Genomic DNA, 17438 nt, shown 5'->3' with positions numbered 1-17438 from the left:
GATACCCCGGTGGGGCAGCCGGGGCGGTTCGGGGCTCCCGGCGGGTGCGGCACAATGGAAGGCTGCAAGCCGAATTACTCCCGACGACGCCGGAGCGATCTCACGTGGCGGAATACATCTACACGATGCGCAAGGTACGCAAGGCGCACGGAGACAAGGTCATCCTTGACGACGTGACGCTCAGCTTCCTCCCCGGAGCGAAGATCGGCGTCGTGGGCCCCAACGGCGCGGGTAAGTCCACCGTGCTGAAGATGATGGCCGGTCTGGAGCAGCCCTCCAACGGCGACGCCTTCCTCTCGCCCGGTTACACCGTCGGCATGCTGCTCCAGGAGCCGCCGCTCGACGAGACCAAGACCGTCCTGGAGAACGTCGAGGACGGCGTCAAGGAGATCAAGGGGAAGCTCAACCGCTTCAACGAGATCGCCGAGCTGATGGCCACCGACTACTCGGACGCGCTGCTCGACGAGATGGGCAAGCTCCAGGAGGATCTGGACCACGCCAACGCCTGGGACCTCGACGCCCAGCTGGAGCAGGCCATGGACGCGCTGGGCTGCCCGCCCGGCGACTGGGCCGTCACCAAGCTCTCCGGTGGCGAGAAGCGCCGCGTGGCGCTCTGCAAGCTACTGCTGGAGGCCCCCGACCTGCTGCTGCTCGACGAGCCCACCAACCACCTGGACGCCGAGTCGGTGAACTGGCTGGAGCAGCACCTGGCCAAGTACGCCGGCACCGTCGTCGCCGTCACCCACGACCGGTACTTCCTGGACAACGTGGCCGGCTGGATCCTGGAGCTCGACCGCGGCCGCGCCATCGGCTACGAGGGCAACTACTCCACCTACCTGGAGAGCAAGCAGTCGCGCCTCAAGGTCGAGGGCCAGAAGGACGCCAAGCGCGCCAAGCGGCTCCGCGAGGAGCTGGAGTGGGTCCGCTCCAACGCCAAGGGCCGCCAGGCGAAGTCCAAGGCCCGTCTGGCCCGCTACGAGGAGATGGCGGCCGAGGCCGACAAGATGCGGAAGCTGGACTTCGAGGAGATCCAGATCCCGCCGGGCCCGCGTCTGGGCAGCATCGTCATCGAGGTGGAGAACCTCTCCAAGGCCTTCGGTGACAAGATCCTCATTGACGACCTGAGCTTCACCCTGCCGCGCAACGGCATCGTCGGCATCATCGGCCCGAACGGCGCCGGCAAGACCACGCTGTTCAAGATGCTCCAGGACCTGGAGACCCCGGACTCCGGCAAGGTCAAGGTCGGCGAGACGGTCAAGATCAGCTACGTCGACCAGACCCGCGCCAACATCGACCCGAAGAAGACGCTCTGGGAGGTCGTCTCCGACGGCCTGGACTGGATCAACGTCGGCCAGGTCGAGATGCCGTCCCGCGCCTACGTCTCGGCGTTCGGCTTCAAGGGCCCGGACCAGCAGAAGCCGGCCGGCGTGCTCTCCGGTGGTGAGCGCAACCGCCTGAACCTGGCGCTCACCCTCAAGCAGGGCGGCAACCTGCTGCTCCTCGACGAGCCGACCAACGACCTGGACGTCGAGACGCTCTCCTCGCTGGAGAACGCGCTGCTGGAGTTCCCCGGCTGCGCCGTGGTCATCTCCCACGACCGCTGGTTCCTGGACCGAGTGGCCACCCACATCCTCGCCTACGAGGGCGAGAGCAAGTGGTTCTGGTTCGAGGGCAACTTCGAGTCGTACGAGAAGAACAAGATCGAGCGGCTGGGCGCCGACGCCGCCCGTCCGCACCGGGCCACCTACAAGAAGCTGACCCGAGGCTGACATCCAGCTGTCACAACGGCCCGGCAGACTGCCCTCCGGGGCGGCCTGCCGGGCCGCGGCCCGCCGCCACAGCCGTCCGGCGGGTCAACGGACGTCGAGGAGAACACTCGTGGCACGCCACATCTACGCCTGCCCGCTGCGCTGGTCCGACATGGACGCCTTCGGGCACGTCAACAACGTGGTCTTCCTGCGGTACCTGGAGGAGGCCCGGATCGACTTCATGTTCACCCAGGCCGCCGCGGCCGGGGCGGGGGAGTTCGCGGGCGGTTCGGTGGTGGCCCGCCACGAGATCGACTACAAGCGCCCGCTGGTGCACCGGCCCGAGCCGGTCACCATCGAGACCTGGGTGACCAGGATCGGCGGCGCCTCGCTGACGGTCTCGTACGAGATCAAGGACACCGCCGAGGACGGCACCGAGACGGTGTACGTCCGGGCGTCCACCGTGGTCGTCCCCTACGATCTGGCCGAGGGCCGGCCGCGCCGGATCAGCCCGGTGGAGCGGGAGTTCCTCACGCGCTTCATGGACGACCGCAGCATGGACGACCGCAGCCCGGCCGGGGAGACGGCCGGCGCGGCCGCCTGAGCATCCGCTCCACCACCGACGACCTGACGATTCGAGCTGACGAGCGTTGACCACCACCGCCCCCCTCGCCCTCGCCGACGCCGGGGAGGCCGCCGACCTGGCCGCCTTCCTGGTCCGCCTGCTGCGCTTCGACAAGGCGGCGGCGGTGCGGTTGCAGGCGGTGGCCCGGCCCGGGGCCGACAGTGTGCTGGCGGTCTTCGGACGGCTGCCGCTGGGTGGTTCGGGCGCGCTGGCGATCCGCACCGCGCGGCTGACCGCGCTCGCCGCGCCCGTCGACCGCACCGTCTCGGCGGGCCAGTTGCTGGACGGTGTGAACGGCGAGGCGAACACCGTCACGCTGCCCGCGCCCGTCACCGGCCCGGCCTGGGCGGGTCTGCTGCCGCCGCGCTCCGGCTGGCGGCCGGCCGGTGAGCCCCCCGTTGACGAGGTGTACCCCGAACTGATGGCCGGGGTGAGGGAGTTCCGCGAGCGCAGCGAGGCCGTTCCGGAGCACCACCGGACCCGTGCGGTGCTGGACGCGCTCGCCGACGAGATCTGGTCCCGGCCGGTCGCGGCCCTGCCCGAACTGCCGCTGCGCGCCGTGCACGCGGCCTATGTGATCGGCTTCCTCAAGCCGGCCGTCCCGCTCACCGTGCACCGGGCCGGCGGCTGGCTCCGGCTGAGCGCCCCGGCCGGATCGGTGGCGGTCCGTACGGCGGCCGCGCCGGGCGCGGGTCTGGGGCTCAGCCCGGTCCGGTAGGACCGGACCCGGCGCGACCCGACCCGTCGCGTTCCGGGCGGCAGGCCGGGCCGGTCAGCCCTCGGTGTTGATCATCGAGGCGGCGGCATAGACGAGATAGTCCCAGAGCTGGCGCTCGGCGTCGGCCGGCAGGGCCAGTTCGTCCACGGCGGTCCGCATGTGCTTCAGCCAGGCGTCGTGCGCCGCGCGGTCCACCTTGAACGGCACGTGCCGCATCCGCAGCCGCGGGTGGCCGCGCTGTTCGCTGTAGGTGCGGGGGCCGCCCCAGTACTGCATCAGGAACAGGGCGAAGCGCTCCTCGGCGGGCCCGAGGTCCTCCTCGGGGTACATCGGCCGCAGCAACTCGTCCTCGGCGACGCCCTGGTAGAAACGGTGCACCAGTCGACGGAAGGTCGGTTCGCCGCCGACCTGCTCGAAGAACGTCTCCTCGCTGAGCGTGCCACGCCGGATCTCTTTCACCCGACCATGGTCGCAGACGCCGACGGGGTCGTACACCGGGACTTCCGGCCTACGACCCCGTGCGGGACCCCTCGACGGGGAGCGGCTGCTACGCGTCCTCCCAGCGGAACAACCGCCCGGCGATCGCGGTGAGCACGGCGGCGAAGGCCAGCAGCCCGCCCATCGTCGGCAGCGCGTCCATCACGCCGCCGCCCCGGGAGAGCACCGACTGCGCCGCGCTGACCAGGTGCTTCAGCGGTAGTACCTCGGAGAAGGTCTTCAGCCAGCCGGGCATGTTATCGGCCGGGAAGAACGAGCCGGACAGGAACGACATCGGCAGCACGATGATCTGCGAGATGCCGTTGGCCGCCTCCTCCGTCTTGGCGACCGACCCGGCCAGCAGGCCGATCGACATGAAGGCGATCGTGGCGCACACCACCAGCGGGATGATCAGCCACCAGTCTCCGGTGAGCTTCAGCCCGAAGAACGGGGTGGTGGCGACCGCGATGAAGACGGCCGTCTGGACGAGCGCGGTCAGCACCGAGACCGCGATCCGGGAGGCCACGATCGACCCGGCGCTGACCGGGGCCAGCCGCAGGCGCCGCAGGACCTTCTTCTGCCGCCAGGAGACCAGGGTCAGTGAAGCGCTGAACACCGCACCGGTGGCCACCGCCCAGCCGAGCAGGCCGGGAGTGAGGAATTGGATCGGCTTCAGCGAGTTGTCCTCGACCTGGCTCGCGTCTAGCACGAAGGCCGGCGGTTTGCCGGTGGCGGCCTGGTTGGCCTGCTGGACCACCGAGTTGACGATGCCCTGGACGGAGCCGGCGCGGACCTGGTCGGCCGCGCTGAAGCGCAGTACCACCTTGCCGTCCGGCCCCTCCTTGATCATCGCGTCCAGGTCGCCCTTGCGGACCTTGTCCAGCGCGGCGGCCTCGTCGTCGCTGCGGTTGATCGTCAGGACCTTCTCCAGCTGGGCCCGGCCGTCGCCCTGCACCGAGTCCAGGATCTGGACCGCGCCGACCTGGACGACCTTGGCGTGCGGGCTGGTGGCGCCCTTGAGCAGGGTGCCGAGCAGCAGCAGGAACATCAACGGGAAGAGGATCACGAAGAAGACGGCGGCGCGGTCCCGGACGAAGGAGACCAGCATCACCCGCGAGAGACTCCCGAAGGCGCTGACCCGCTCGCGTTCCGGCGTTCCGGCGGGGCCGCCGGCCGGGGCCTGGGCCCGCTGCGCGGGCACTGCGGTGGCCTGGGTGCGGTCGGCGCTCATGCGCGGTACTCCCGTCCGGTGAGCTGGAGGAAGACGTCCTCCAGGGTGGCGCCGCGCACTTCGAGGCCGCGCAACGCGTTGCGCTCGGCCAGTACGGAGAGCACCGGGGCCGGGAGCCGGGTGGAGACGGAGAGCGAGACACCGTCGTCCTCGATCGAGGCGATCTCGGCACCGGCCGCCGCGAGCAGTTCGCGGGCGGTGTCGGCGCTCAGCAGGCCGGACTCCACGCTGACCCGCACGGTGTCGTCGATCTCCCGGACCAGGGCGGCCGGAGCGCCGGTCCTGAGGATCCTCCCGTGGTCCATCACCGAGACGCGGTCGCAGAGCACCTCCGCCTCGTCCAGGTAGTGGGTGGTGAGCACGACCGTGCGGCCCTCGGAGTTGATGCCCCGCAGCAGGTCCCAGAGGTTGCGGCGGGCCTGTGGGTCGAGGCCGGTGGTGGGCTCGTCCAGGAAGACGAGCTCCGGGTCGTGGGCCAGCGCGCAGGCGATGGAGAGTCGCTGGGCCTGGCCGCCGGACATCTTGTCGGTCATCACCGCAGCCGACTCGGCCAGGCCGACCCGCTCCAGCATCGCGTCGGCGCGCTTGGGGCCGACGCCGTAGAAGGAGGCGAAGGTGCGGATCGTCTCGCGTGCCGTCAGTTTGTTGAAGAAGGCCGAAGCCTGGAACTGCACGCCGATGCGCGGCAGCAGCTTCGGATTACGCGGCCAGGGAGCCATCCCCAGCAGCTCGATCCGGCCCTCGTCGGGTTTGCGGATTCCCTCCAGGATCTCCAGCGTGGTCGTCTTCCCGGCGCCGTTCGGGCCCAGGATCCCGTAGAACTCGCCGACCTCGACGGTGAGTGACACTCCGTCGACGGCTTGTACGTCCCCGTACCGCTGACGGATTCCGTCGGCGGATATAGCAGCAGTCATGCATCCTGACCCTACGGGTATTCAGGGACGCCGTGCAGGTGGAGCGCGGTCTTTGGGAGATCATTTTGCCTGGGGCGGTAATGCGCCCGGACCGAGCGGTGGTTGAGGACCGCTCGGCCCGGGCCGGAGGTTCAGGCGCGGTGCAGGGTGATGGTGGTCCACGCTCCGATGTGGATCCGGTCGCCGTCGTTCAGCGGGATCGCGGTGTGCGGGGCGATCGGTTCGGCGCCGCCGTTCACCGTGGTGCCGTTGGTGGAGTCCTGGTCGACCAGCACCCAGCTGCCGTCCGCCTGTTCGGCGAGCAGCGCGTGCTGGTGCGAGGCGCCCGGGTCCTCCGGCGGTACCGACAGGTCGATCTCCGGTACGGTGCCGCGGTGCTGGCTTCGCCGGCCGATCCGCAGCTGGCCGCGACCGGTGATCGGAATGCGCCGCTCGGGGCAGTACGGCGGGAAGAACAGGCCCGCCGCCTCCGGGCCACTGCGGGCCATCATGTCGGTGAAGTAGTCGCGGTCGGCCGAGACCACCGCGAGCCAGTTGGACCGCACCGGCTCGGGCCGGCCGGGGTGCCCTGGTTGGCCGGGGTGGCCCAGCGGGGGCTGCTGCTGGGCCTGCGGGGGAGCCTGCTGGACCTGCGGCGGCACCGGCGGGGCCAGGTTGAACGAGGTGCCGAACTCCTCGCCGCGACCGGTCGGGCCCGGCTGGGCGTAGACCGGGCCGGAGTCCTCGCGGGGCGGGTTCTCCTGGTACGGCGAGCCGTGCGCGGGTGCGGGTGCGGGCGCCTGCTGCCCGTTGGCGGGCTGGGGCGGCGGGTAGCCGTAGCCGGACGGCGCGCCGCCGTGGGGGCCCTGCGGGTGCTGCGGCTGCGGTGGCTGCTGCGACTGCGGCTGGTGCTGGGCCTGTTGGTGCTGACCGTGTTGGTGCTGGCTGTGCTGAGGCTGGCCGTGCTGGGGCTGGGCGTGCGACAGCTGGCCGTGCTGGGGCTGCTGGTGCGGGGCCGGCTGCTGCTGTCCCTGGCCGCCGGGCTGCGGGCTGCCGCCGTACGCGGCCGGGATGTTCAGCGGGGCGGGCCCGGCCGCCTGCCCGGGGATGCCGCCGTCGGCCGTGGGCTGGCGGTGCGAGGGCGCGGAGAGGTCATAGTCGTACCCGCACTCCTCGCAGAACCGGCCGGTCTGCGGGCTGCGGCAGATCGGGCAGACCACCAGGCCCTCGGTGAGCTCCGGGTAGCCCTGCGTGGCAGGGGGCGGTACCGCGCCGGGCGCCACCGGTCCGCCGAACGGCGCTCCGCCGTGACCGCCGGGCGCCCCGTGGGAGCTGTGGGAGCCGTGGGAGCCGTAGCCGCCGGGGGCCGCGTGCCCTCCGGGCGTCCCAGGGATCCCGTGCGCGCCCGGGAGAGTGCCGGGCGGCGGCGGGATCGGTGGCGGTGGTGTCATCGGGAAGCCGCAGAAGTCGCACCAGTCCTCGGCCTGCGACTCATGGCCCCTCGGGCAGATCGGCATCAGGTCCCCCCTCAATTCCAGCCAGCTGGGGCAGCGTCAGGCCGGGCTCGGGCCCGGTCACGTCCTCACCGGTCACTTCTTCACACGTACGGTCTTGGTCGACCGGGTCTCAAGGGTCATCGAGTCGGCCTCGCTCACGTCCTTACGGAACCGAACCGTACCCTCCTTGGGGTCGACCACGTCCACCACCTTCTGGAGCAGTTTGAAGGTGCCCTCGTTGCCGGTCGCGTGGGCGATCCGGACGGCGGCGCCGAGCTTCGCGGTGGCGCGGTCCACGTCCCCGGCCCGGTGGGCCTCCAGCCCCTCCTGGATGGAGGAGGCCAGTTCGGCCTGCCCGGTGTAGTGGGCCACCTGCGGGCTGATCCGGGTGGACGAGGCCAGGTCGTCCGTCCAGACCGCCTTGACCAGGCCCTGGGTCAGCACCTCGGGCCCGCCGCCGGCCTGCGGCGGCAGGACCAGGCTGACCCGGGCGGCGAGCATCTCGTTGCCGACGGCGGCGGCCGGGACCTCCACGCAGACGTGGTAGTCGCGGCTCTCGTCGCCCCAGGAGCCGGTGGGATAGTCGCCCGCGCGGGGGCCGGCCTCCGCGCGGCGGCCGGTCAGGTCCTCCACCGAGGGAGCGACCTGCTTGACGAACTTGACCACCGCGTTGGCCGGCGTCCAGATCCGCAGCGCGACGTCGGCGACCTGCTTGCCCATCGCGCCGGCCATCATCGAGCGGAAGTCCTCGGCGAGGCCGGACGGTTCGGCGACGATGTCGACGGTGCCGAGCAGCGCGGAGGAGATCTTGCGCAGCTCGTCCACCTTCCAGTCGGTGCCCACGCCTCGGCAGTCGGCGGTGAAGTGGCCGGTCACCCGCTCGATGGCGCGGTCCAGGTCGGCCGCCGACTCGTGCTCGTTGTTGCCGTCGGTCAGCAGGATGGCGTGCCGGATGGCGATGTCGCGGCGGCTGAGGAAGAGCTTGTCGGCCTTGGCCAGCCAGGTGCCCATGGCGGTGCCGCCGGCCGCGTTGAGCCGGCGCAGCGCCTCTCTGGCCCGGGCGCGGGTGGCCTCGGAGGCGATCGCGAGGGTGCCGTCCCCGGGATAGATGTCGCGGGCCTCGTGGGTGCCGGCCACCACGGCGAAGGCGACGCCGTCGCGGACGGTGCCGATGGCGGCGGCGGTGGCCTCCCGGGCGCCGCGCATCTTGCTGGCCGGGTAGTCCATCGAGCCGGAGCAGTCCACCATGATCACCACGGCGGCGGACTGGTTGCCCGCGCCCTGCGACCCCGCGTCGGACACTCCCAGCGGACGGCCGCCGGACGTGCCGCCGCCGGTCGCGGTGACGGTGACGATGGCGTTCACCTCGCGGGCGCCGTCCGCGAGGAACTCGTTCTGGAAGATGTCCACGTCGAACCTGGGCAGGTTCGGCTTCGCCAGTGTTGCCATGGGCCGGTGGCTCCCGTCGGGTGGTCGAAGGTGCGAAACGGTCGGTGGGGGCGGGTGGGGCCGGGGCGGCGCGTGCGTCAGGCCGTCGGCGGGTGCGGCGGTCGCGGGGGGACGACCGGCGGTGCGGCGGGCGGCGCGGCGGGCGGCAGGGGCGCGGCGGGCGAGCCGATCACCGGCAGGTCGGGGAGGGTCGGGTCGTGTTCCTCCTCGGGGCCCTCCGGTGCGGCGCCGATCACCGGCAGGTCCAGCGCGGTCGCCGTCCGGGCGTCCTCCCCGGTGTCCTCCCCGCCGGCGGGCCCGGCGGCCGGCCCGGTGGTCGGGTCGATCGGCAGGACGGCGACGGTGATGTTGTCGTGCCCGCCGGCCGCGACCGCGAACTTCACCAGGGTCTGCGCCGCGGCGAGCGGTTCGGCGCGGGCGTCCTGGCGGACGAAGTAGGCCAGGTCGGTGGCGGCCTCGGCGTAGTTCCAGAGGCCGTCGGTGCAGATCAGCAGCACACCGGGGACGTGCGGGGTGAAGTCCAGGGTGTGCGGGACGACCTCCTCGGCGTCCGCGCCGAGCCAGCCGGTGATGGCGTGGGCGCGCGGGTCGGCGTAGGCCTCGGCCTCGGCCATCAGCCCGGCCTCGACCATCCGGGCGGCCCAGGAGTCGTCCTGGGTGAGCCGGAACGGCTCGGCGCAGGCCCGGTCGTCCGGGATCCAGTAGGCCCGGGTGTCGCCGACCCAGCCGATGGTGACCCGGCCGCCGGACGCTATCGCGCTGACGTAGGTGCAGGCGGGCGCGTTGAGGTCGGGCCGGGTGGGCGAGGCGCCGTCCACGGCGAGGTCGGCGACGGCCTTGGCGGCGTCGGCGATCGCCTGGCGCATCGCCGCGTTGGGCTCGTGGCCGGCCTCCAGTGCGGTGAGCAGCGACTCGGAGGCGGTGTCGACGGCGGTCTCGGACGCCTCGTCGGGCCGGTCGGAGGAGGAGACCCCGTCGCAGACCACGGCCACCACGACCGGCTCGCCACCGGGCAGCGAGGTGGCGGCGACGGTGAAGGAGTCCTCGTTGCGGTGGTGGCGCACGCCCCGGTCGCTGACCCCGGCGACGCCCGCGAGGGACTTCTCCATGTGGTCGCGCGGGCGGGGCTGGGCGCCGCCGCAGGCCTCGCAGTAGCCGTCGGTGGTGACCTGCGGCACGCCGCAGTGCACGCAGACCGGAGCGCTCTGCGCCGGGACGGTCGGCGGGTGGTCCTCACCGCGGGCGGCGGACCAGCTGGCGGGCATCGCGCCCGGGGCCGGGCGGCCGTCCCGGCCGGCCCCGCAGGAGCCGCAGAAGACGTCCTCCGGATCCAGCGGCTCGGAACAGCTCGGGCACACGGTCTGCTGTGGCATTGGCTACACCCACGTCCTGGGGCGGGCACGGTTGGCCCGCTCCACCATCTCGATCCTGGTCTCGGCCCGGTCGGCCAACCGGGCGAGTACCCGGTAGGACTGCTCCAGTGCGAACCGCAGTTCCCGTTCGACGGCCGGCCGTCCCAGTACGGTGACCTCGCCGGCCGACCGGGCCTGGCCGCCCTCTCCGGGAGAGCCGGCCGTCACCCAGCCGAGCGCGGCGCCGAGCACCTCCACGGCGAGCTCCTCGCGGCGGCGGTCGTCCAGGCGCAGCGCGGTCAGCTGCGCGGAGCTCGCGCCGAGGTCGGCGCCGAGCGGGTCGGTGGCGGGCCGTTCGCGCAGCCGGGCCCGGACGGCGGCGATCCGGGCGGCGGTGAACTGGCTGGAGGTGGCCGGCACCGACTCCAGGACGGCGACGGCGCCCGGCCGGTCGAGGTCCCCGAGCCGGACCCGGGCCAGCCCGAAGGCGGCGCTCAGGTAGGCCTGGTCGGTGCTCCACACCAGCCGGTAGAACTCGGCCGAGTCGCCGCCGGAGCCGAGGAGTTCGGCGCAGATGGCGAGGGCCAGCTTCGGGGCGCTCTCGCCGGGGAAGGCGTCGTAGACGGCGTCGAAGGCCTCGGCGGCGGCGCGTACGCCGCCCGGGTCGGGGGCCCGGTCCGCCGCGGTGGCGGAGCCGGCCAGGGCGGTCAGGCCGCGGTACCAGACCACCCGCCAGTCGTCGGGGTGGTCGTTCTCCAGAGCGGTCAGGGCGTCCGCGGCCTCGCGGTGCCGGCCGAGTTCCAGCTGGGCGCGCAGCTCGCGCAGCCGTCGCTCGACGGAGTCGGCGGGCGCGCCGGCCAGGGCGGTCAGCGCCTCCTCGGGGTCGGCCCCGAGCAGGGTGGCGAGGAAGCCGGCGTTGGGGTCGGCGGGGTCGACCCGGGGGGCGGGCAGCGCCAGCGCGGCGGCGGCCGGGTCGAGGGCGGCCACCCGCAGCTCGCCGGGTACGGTGCCGGGCAGTACCAGCTCGGTGTCGACCACCCGCAGCTCCGGGCCGAACAGGGTGGAGAGGGCGGGGCGCGGCCGGCCGTCCTGGAGCGCCAGCACCTCGCGCAGCACGCCGGTGAGCTGGTCGGCCATCTCCTCGGCGGAGGCGAACCGGCGGGCCGGGTCCGGGTCGGTGGCACGGACCAGGAAGCGGTAGTACGACTCGTACGCGGCGAAGACCGGTACGGCCTCGGGCCCGGGCAGGGAGTGGCGGTAGGTGGTGCTGTAGCCCTGGAAGTCGAAGGTGAGCACCGCGAGGGTGCGGGCCACGGTGTAGAGGTCGGAGGCGGGGGAGGGGCCGTCGGTGGCGATCTCGGGGGCCTGGTAGCCGATGGTGCCGTAGATCGGGCCGTCGTCGTCCAGGTGGCGGACCGCGCCCATGTCGATGATCTTGAGCGCGTCGCCGCTCTGGATCACGTTGTCGATCTTGAAGTCGCAGTACACCAGGCCCCGGCTGTGCAGGTACCCGAGTGCGGGCAGCGCCTCCAGCGCGTACGCGATCGCCTGCTCCACCGGCAGCGGCTCGCGGTGGCCGTCCGGCGTGCGGCGGTCGTTGGCGATGTCCTTGAGCGACTTGCCGCCGACGTACTCCATGACGATGTAGCCGTCGGTGGAGCCGGTGCGCAGGTCCGGGTGCTCGGCGAAGTTGATGATGCGGACGATGTTCGGGTGGTCCACCTCGGCCAGGAAGCGCCGCTCCGCGACGGCCACCGCGAGCGCGTCCTCGTCCCCGGTGTCCAGCAGGCCCTTCAGCACCACCCACTTGTCGTTGACCCGCCGGTCCACCGCCAGGTAGATCCAGCCGAGCCCGCCGTGCGCCAGACAGCCCACCACCTCGTACTGCCCGCCGACCAGGTCCCCCCGGCGCAGCTTGGGCGTGAACGAGTACGGCGTGCCGCACTTGGTGCAGAAGCCCTCCGGGCGGCCCGGGCGGCCGTTCTTCTCCCGGCCCACCGGGGTGTCGCACTTGGAGCAGAACCGCTTGCGCTCCGGCACCTCGGGGTTGGCCAGCACGGCCTGCGCCGGGTCGGCGTCCGGGACGCTCGGCACCGTCACCAGGCCGGCGCCGAGCCGGCTGCGGGTGCCCGCGCTGACGCTGCCCCGGCTGCTGCGCACCGACACCGAGCGGCCGCTGCCGGTCCGGGTGGAGCGGTGCGAGCGGGAGCGGCCGGACATCGTGTGGGACGAGCCGGAGCCGGCCCGGGACGAGCCGCTCCGCCCGGAGTCGGGGGCGACCCGGGCCGAGGGCAGGTACGGCTGGGTGAGCCCGGTGTCGCCGCCGGGGGCGGTGAGGCCGCACTCGTCGCAGTAGCCGTCGTCGTCGATCGTCCCGGCGCAGTCGCGCGGGCAGGGCGAACCCGGGCCCGCGGCGGTGGCCGGGGTGCCCGCCGGGCTGCCGGAGGCGGCGGTCTTCACCGAGGACGCGCCCGCCGGTGCGAGCCCGCACTCGTCGCAGTAGCCGTCCTCGTCGATCGTCCCGCCGCCGGTGCACTCCGGCCGCTCGCACGCTTCGCCCATGAACCTCAGCCCCCCTGAACCTGTCCGTCGACCGGCGCCCCGCCGGCCTCTCCCTGCACGGCCTCTCCTTGCGCGGCCCCGCCGGCTCCGGCCCCGCCCGCTCCGGGCCCGTCCTGCTCCGACGCGTCCGGGGTGGGCCGCAGCGACTGCTGGAAGCGGGCCACCGCGGCGGCCGCCGCCCGCAGGTCGCAGGGCGCGCTCCAGAGCAGCCAGCGCGCCTTCTCGTAGCGCTCGACCACTTCCGGGTCCTCGGCGACCCGAAGCCGGGCCGCCATCGCCTTGTACGCGTCCAGCCGTCCGCGCAGCTCGGCCCGGACGGCCAGCGGCTGGGTCACCTCGGTGAGCGACTGCCGGGCCCGGCCCAGCTCCTTGGCGGCGGCGTCCTCCAGGGCGTCCAGCAGCGGTGCCAGCCGGTACCACTGGCCGCTCTGGCGCAACTCCAGTGCCAGCACGATCCGTTCGCGCAGCGCCGAGGCCGGGCCCGGCACCGCGGGCACCTCGGTGGCCGCTATCTTCGCCAGCACCTCGCCGCGCGCCCGGCGGGCCTCCGCCAGCGTGGCGTCCGCCCGTTGCAGCAGCTCGCCGACGCCCTGCAGCCGCTCCTCGGCGTCGTCGCGCAGCCGCAGCATGTTCTCCAGCTCCAGCCGGACGCCGTCCAGCGCCCGCCCGGCCCGGTCGAACCGTTCGGTGTCCACCATTCCGGAGGGGGTGGCCAGCGCGGTGCCGTCCGGAGTGGTGCCGCGCTGGGCGGGCACCCGGGCCGGTCGCCAGAGCGCCAGCGGGTCGCTGCGGACCTCGGCCCGCAGCTCCGTCAGATCGGCGTCCAGCCCGACCAGGTCGTCGGCGAGCGGGTGGTGGCCGGTGCGGACGCCGAGCGAACCGGCCAGGTTCCGTACCCGGTGCAGCTCGGCCAGCAGCAGGTCGATCCGGGCCGGCAGCGCGGACCAGACGGCGTCGGCGGCGCTCACCACCTCCAGCACGGTGGCGTACCAGGAGTTCATCCGCACCATCAGCGCGTCCAGGCTGACCCGCTCGACCAGCCTGGCGGGTGCGCCGAGCAGCTGCGGGCCGTCCGGCAGCGCACCGCCGGGCACGGTGACCGCCTCGCCGGTCAGCAGCTCGCTCAGTTCGGCGAGTTCGGGCGTGCCGGGCCTGGCCTTGCGGGCGCGCACCGCGCGGGCGGAGGCCAGGGCCTCCGAGTAGCGGTCGAACAGCGCCCAGAGCAGCGGCAGGCCCTGCCCGGCGACCGTCCAGCGCTCCTGGGTGCGGCCGGCCAGCTCGGCGCCGTCGAGCAGGCGCAGACCGGGATGGTCCTGGAGCGAGAGCAGGGCCGACTCGACCGCGTCGCGCTCCGCGCCGAGGCGCGCCAGCGCGCGGTCCACCTCCTCCCGGCTCAGCACCGGACCAGCAGATGCTGCCAACGCCGTGTCCTTCCTGTCTGGTGTCGCTCGCTGTGCCGTCCGGTGCCGCTCGCTGCGGTGTCCGCCGTGGTGTCCGCCGCGCTGTCCGGGTCCCTCCGCTCCGGTCGTCGGCCGCACCGCGACCGTCCCGACCCTAGCCGGTGGCCCGGAGGACGGGCCGGGCGCGGGCCGTCAGGACGCCCTCATCGGCGCGCCTCGCACCGATCCGGTCGGGCGCCGCTCAGCGGGCCTGCTCCTTCGGCCAGTAGTGGTCGGCGTCGTTCAGCATGTACGGCTTGAGCCAGCGGTCGTAGCCCGCCCGCCAGGCGCCGCCGGAGTGGTAGTCGGCGAGTACCTGGTTCACCCGGGCCGTCAGGTCGGTGCTGTTCTTCAGCATCGCGATGCCCATGACGGCCGGCCGGACCTCGCCGTCCACCACCCGGACGGTCTGGTCCTGGGCCGCCTGGCTCGCCGCGAGGCCGTCGTCGGTCATGGTCGCGTCGATCTTGCCGAGCTGCATCAGCACCAGGCAGTCCAGGTGGTTCTCCACCGTGACGATCTTCCCGACCTTCGGGCGGGCCTTCAGCTCGTCCTCCGCCGAGGAGCTCGACGCGGCGCAGACGGTCTTGCCGTTCACCGCCTCGTCTATGGTCCTGGCCGGCGACGACTTCGGCACCAGCACCCGCTGGCTGGTGGTGAAGTACGGCTTGGAGAAGGCGACCTGGTCCAGCCGGTCGCAGGTGATCGTCATGGTCCGGACGATCAGGTCGACCCGGCCCTCCTGGATGAACTTGATCCGCTCGGCGGTCGGCACCGCCTTGAGGGTCACCTTCTCCGGGTCGCCCATGAGGGCCGTGCCGATCGCCTTGGCGAGGTCGATGTCGAAGCCCTCGATCTGACCGGTGTTCGGGTTGCGCGCGCCCCAGCGGTAGCTGTTCTGGTCCACGCCGATCACCAGGCTGCGCCGGGCCTTGATCGCCTTCACCGCCGGGCCGTCCTCGGTGCTCGCCGGCACGCTCTTGTAGACGTCGCAGTCGGCCTGCGGCTGCTGCGGCGCCTGTTCTGCCCGGGGTGCCCGCTGCCCCGCGGCCGCCGCCGGCAGCACGGCGCCCTGCGGGGCGCCCGCGCCCAGCACCGCCGCGCAGGACGCCAGCAGCGCCACCGCCGTCACCGACCGGGCCCGTACGTTTCCCTTGCGCATGATGTCCGTTCCCCCTCTACCGGTACTCGGCCAGTCGCCGGCCGAGGCCGCGCGCCGCCGCCACGGCCGCCACCAGGGCCAGCAGCGCCACCGCCACGGCGGCGGTGCGCAGGTCCCCGTCGATGCCCTCGGCCGCCTGCCGGAACTCCTTCAGCTCGATCCCGGCGGCGTTGGCCAGCCCCTGGTCGGCGGCGCTGAACGAGGCGTCGGCGCTCTTCGGCACGTCCGCCTCCTTGACCGTCACCGTGGCGTCCAGCGCGCCCTGGTAGTCCGCGTCGACGTTCTCCAGCCTGCTCGCCGCGGCGTGCCGGTCGTACCACTCCTCGTACCGCGTCCTGGCGTCCCCGATGGCCGGGGACGCGTCCGGCGGGGCCAGCCGCAGCGCCGTCACCAGCGTGCCGCCGCGGGGGAGATCCCCGTCGCCCTCCTTGCGGCTCTCCAGGTGCTCGGTCGTCGTCGTCCACAGGTCCGCGTACGTGGTGCTCGAACCCCGGGCGACGAAGTGCAGGTTCTCCGCCAGCCGGGCGGTCAGCACGTCCACCCGGGCCGCGTTGAGCGCCCGCAGCGGGGCCGCGCCCCTGGACTCGCTGCGCGCCAGGCCGTTGTGCGCGTCCAGCCCCGCGACCGTCAGCCAGAGCGCCCCGGCCAGCACGGCGGCGGTCGCGCCGAGCAGACCGGGGTTGAACACCCGGTTGGTGCGCCGGAACAGCCTGATCTGCACCCAGACCAGCGCGCCCAGGGTCACCACGCCCAGCCCGTACGCCGCCCACGGCACGGCCTTGGCCTCGGCGAAGTCGTCCGCCAGCTCCTGGTTCTCGGCGGCGGTCAGCTGGGCGGCGGCCGGCAGCAGCACCGTCCGCATCTGGTCGGAGGCGTACCGCAGATAGGCGCCGCCGAGCGGGAAGCCCTGCCGGTTGTCCGCCCGGGCGGCCTCCACCAGACCGGCGTAGACCGGCACCTGCTGGTTGAGCGTGGTGAGCCAGCCCTGGGCGGGGGAGGAGGCGGTGGTCCGCGCCGCGGCCTCGGTGATCAGCCGGGAGGCCGTCGCCAGGTCCTGCTCGTACCGGTCCCGGACGGCCTTCGGCTCCGCACCGGCCAGCAGGAAGCCGGTGGCCGCCGTGGTGTCCGCGTCGGCCAGCGAGCGGTGGATGTCGGCGGCCGCCTGGCTCAGCGGCTGGCTGTACGAGACCACCCGTTCCGCCGCCTGCGCACGGGAGTTGACCTGCCAGGCGGTGAGCGCGCCGAACGCCACGGTGAGCACGGCCAGCAGGGCCCCGGCCAGCCGCAGCCGGCCCGGCGCCGTTCCGGTGGCCCGGCCGAGCCGGGCGCGCAGCCCGGTGGCCGGGACCGCCGCCGCCGGGCCGCCGGGCGGTACCGGCACCACCGCGCCCGGCTCCTGTGTACGTACTGGTGTCGCCACCCGCCTCACCCTCCCCTGTGGCCCGCCCCGTCATCCAGGGCCCGGCCGTTGCCAGCAGTATGGCCGTCACTCCCCGCGGCCACACCCGACTTGCGCCGATCTTGAGCATCTCCGAGCGGCGGAACGGCCGCTGCCGCCGGACGCGGGGCGGGCGGCGATCGCTGCGACGCGGGATGCACCCTATGCGGTTCCCCGGACAGTCGGAGGGGAGGGGTCCGCTTGTGTCCGGGCACCGGTTCGGCGGGGACCGCTCCGTACCATGGGCCGTATGCGCCTGCTTGGAACCATCTCCGCCGACCGTCCGCTGCTCGTCGTCGCCGTCCGGGAGGAGGCCGCCCACCTCGGCGACCGGCTCCCCGTGCTGCTCACCGGCATCGGCAAGGTCAACGCCGCCGCCGCGCTGGCCACCGTCCTCGCCCGGGGGGAGCACCCCAGCGAGGTGGTCAACCTCGGCACCGCCGGCGCCCTGCGCCCCGGCTGGGAAGGCACCCACCAGGTCACCCAGGTGCTCCAGCACGACATCGACACCCCGGCCCTGTACGCCCTCACCGGCCGCACCTACGGCGCGCCGCTCGTCGTCGGCAAGGGCGACGGCCCGGTACTGGCCACCGGCGACCTCTTCGTCTCCGACCCGGCCGCCCGCGAGCGCCTGGCCGAGCACGCCGACCTGGTCGACATGGAGGGCTACGCCCTCGCCACCGTCGCCCACCGGGCGGGCGTGCCCGTCCGGCTGGTCAAGCACGTCAGCGACGAGGCCGGCGCGGACGCCGGGCACACCTGGCGCGAGTCGGTCGACGACTGCGCCCGCCACCTCGCCGACTGGCTGCACACCCAGGGCTGGTGACGGTGCGGCAGGAGCGATTCAG

The 17438-nt window shown here is 73.5% G+C and carries 14 protein-coding genes; 4 read left to right on the top strand and 10 right to left on the bottom strand.

All coding sequences use genetic code 11. The features are described from left to right. Nucleotides 1-104: 104 nt before the first annotated feature. From ettA to AB0P06_RS17045, 3 genes are all read left to right on the top strand, one after another. Nucleotides 105-1769, top strand: a complete 1665-nt coding sequence (gene ettA / locus AB0P06_RS17055) for an energy-dependent translational throttle protein EttA (protein WP_363608083.1) — start codon at nucleotides 105-107, stop codon at nucleotides 1767-1769. A 109-nt stretch (nucleotides 1770-1878) separates the two neighbouring features. Beyond that, on the top strand, nucleotides 1879-2352 hold the full coding sequence (locus AB0P06_RS17050) for a thioesterase family protein (RefSeq protein WP_363608082.1): 474 nt from the start codon (nucleotides 1879-1881) through the stop codon (nucleotides 2350-2352). 46 nt (nucleotides 2353-2398) lie between these two features. Beyond that, entirely contained in the window at nucleotides 2399-3091 is a 693-nt protein-coding gene (locus tag AB0P06_RS17045) for a hypothetical protein (RefSeq protein ID WP_363608081.1), read from the top strand. A 54-nt stretch (nucleotides 3092-3145) separates the two neighbouring features. On the opposite strand, the gene AB0P06_RS17040 is transcribed toward AB0P06_RS17045, so the two are convergent. The 10 genes from AB0P06_RS17040 to AB0P06_RS16995 all read right to left on the bottom strand — a co-directional run bounded on the left by AB0P06_RS17040 (nucleotide 3146) and on the right by AB0P06_RS16995 (nucleotide 16536). After that, the gene (locus tag AB0P06_RS17040; protein ID WP_363608080.1) at nucleotides 3146-3550 is read right to left on the bottom strand and encodes a globin; all 405 of its coding nucleotides are present in this window, start codon (nucleotides 3548-3550) and stop codon (nucleotides 3146-3148) included. A gap of 88 nt (nucleotides 3551-3638) precedes the next feature. Beyond that, nucleotides 3639-4799: an ABC transporter permease gene (locus AB0P06_RS17035; RefSeq protein WP_363608079.1), complete on the bottom strand. Its 1161-nt coding sequence runs from the start codon at nucleotides 4797-4799 to the stop codon at nucleotides 3639-3641. Beyond that, nucleotides 4796-5713, bottom strand: a complete 918-nt coding sequence (locus AB0P06_RS17030; protein WP_363608078.1) for an ABC transporter ATP-binding protein — start codon at nucleotides 5711-5713, stop codon at nucleotides 4796-4798. Before AB0P06_RS17030 ends, AB0P06_RS17035 begins: the two co-directional genes overlap by 4 nt. 131 nt (nucleotides 5714-5844) lie before the next feature. After that, nucleotides 5845-7209: an FHA domain-containing protein gene (locus AB0P06_RS17025; protein WP_363608077.1), complete on the bottom strand. Its 1365-nt coding sequence runs from the start codon at nucleotides 7207-7209 to the stop codon at nucleotides 5845-5847. A 72-nt stretch (nucleotides 7210-7281) separates the two neighbouring features. Continuing rightward, the gene (locus AB0P06_RS17020; protein WP_363608076.1) at nucleotides 7282-8637 is read right to left on the bottom strand and encodes a VWA domain-containing protein; all 1356 of its coding nucleotides are present in this window, start codon (nucleotides 8635-8637) and stop codon (nucleotides 7282-7284) included. A gap of 77 nt (nucleotides 8638-8714) precedes the next feature. Next, entirely contained in the window at nucleotides 8715-10010 is a 1296-nt protein-coding gene (locus AB0P06_RS17015) for a PP2C family serine/threonine-protein phosphatase (protein ID WP_363608075.1), read from the bottom strand. Between the two features lie 3 nt (nucleotides 10011-10013). After that, nucleotides 10014-12551 (bottom strand): tetratricopeptide repeat protein, encoded by a 2538-nt coding sequence (locus AB0P06_RS17010; RefSeq protein WP_363608074.1) that lies wholly within the window; start codon nucleotides 12549-12551, stop codon nucleotides 10014-10016. Between the two features lie 5 nt (nucleotides 12552-12556). Beyond that, nucleotides 12557-13972 (bottom strand): hypothetical protein, encoded by a 1416-nt coding sequence (locus tag AB0P06_RS17005; protein WP_363608073.1) that lies wholly within the window; start codon nucleotides 13970-13972, stop codon nucleotides 12557-12559. Between the two features lie 220 nt (nucleotides 13973-14192). Beyond that, complete coding sequence (locus tag AB0P06_RS17000) at nucleotides 14193-15152, bottom strand: glutamate ABC transporter substrate-binding protein (protein WP_363608072.1); 960 nt, start codon at nucleotides 15150-15152, stop codon at nucleotides 14193-14195. 16 nt (nucleotides 15153-15168) lie between these two features. Further along, entirely contained in the window at nucleotides 15169-16536 is a 1368-nt protein-coding gene (locus AB0P06_RS16995; RefSeq protein ID WP_363608071.1) for a hypothetical protein, read from the bottom strand. A 304-nt stretch (nucleotides 16537-16840) separates the two neighbouring features. Between AB0P06_RS16995 and AB0P06_RS16990 the strand changes: the two genes are divergently transcribed. Then, a complete protein-coding gene (locus AB0P06_RS16990; RefSeq protein ID WP_363608070.1) occupies nucleotides 16841-17416 on the top strand; it encodes a nucleosidase in 576 nt (191 codons plus the stop codon). Nucleotides 17417-17438 lie beyond the last annotated feature (22 nt).

The sequence above is a fragment of the Kitasatospora sp. NPDC088351 genome (assembly GCF_040685575.1).
Taxonomy (GTDB): Bacteria; Actinomycetota; Actinomycetes; order Streptomycetales; family Streptomycetaceae; genus Kitasatospora.
This window is presented reverse-complemented; position numbering and strand designations above follow the sequence as displayed.

What these genes read in the sequence shown, in the direction of transcription:
- AB0P06_RS16990 (WP_363608070.1), top strand. Translation starts at nt 16,841, where the DNA reads ATGCGCCTGCTTGGAACCATCTCCGCCGACCGTCCGCTGCTCGTCGTC.
- AB0P06_RS17030 (WP_363608078.1), bottom strand. Translation starts at nt 5,713, where the DNA reads ATGACTGCTGCTATATCCGCCGACGGAATCCGTCAGCGGTACGGGGAC.
- AB0P06_RS17020 (WP_363608076.1), bottom strand. Translation starts at nt 8,637, where the DNA reads ATGGCAACACTGGCGAAGCCGAACCTGCCCAGGTTCGACGTGGACATC.
- AB0P06_RS17025 (WP_363608077.1), bottom strand. Translation starts at nt 7,209, where the DNA reads ATGCCGATCTGCCCGAGGGGCCATGAGTCGCAGGCCGAGGACTGGTGC.
- AB0P06_RS17010 (WP_363608074.1), bottom strand. Translation starts at nt 12,551, where the DNA reads ATGGGCGAAGCGTGCGAGCGGCCGGAGTGCACCGGCGGCGGGACGATC.
- AB0P06_RS17015 (WP_363608075.1), bottom strand. Translation starts at nt 10,010, where the DNA reads ATGCCACAGCAGACCGTGTGCCCGAGCTGTTCCGAGCCGCTGGATCCG.
- AB0P06_RS17000 (WP_363608072.1), bottom strand. Translation starts at nt 15,152, where the DNA reads ATGCGCAAGGGAAACGTACGGGCCCGGTCGGTGACGGCGGTGGCGCTG.
- AB0P06_RS17035 (WP_363608079.1), bottom strand. Translation starts at nt 4,799, where the DNA reads ATGAGCGCCGACCGCACCCAGGCCACCGCAGTGCCCGCGCAGCGGGCC.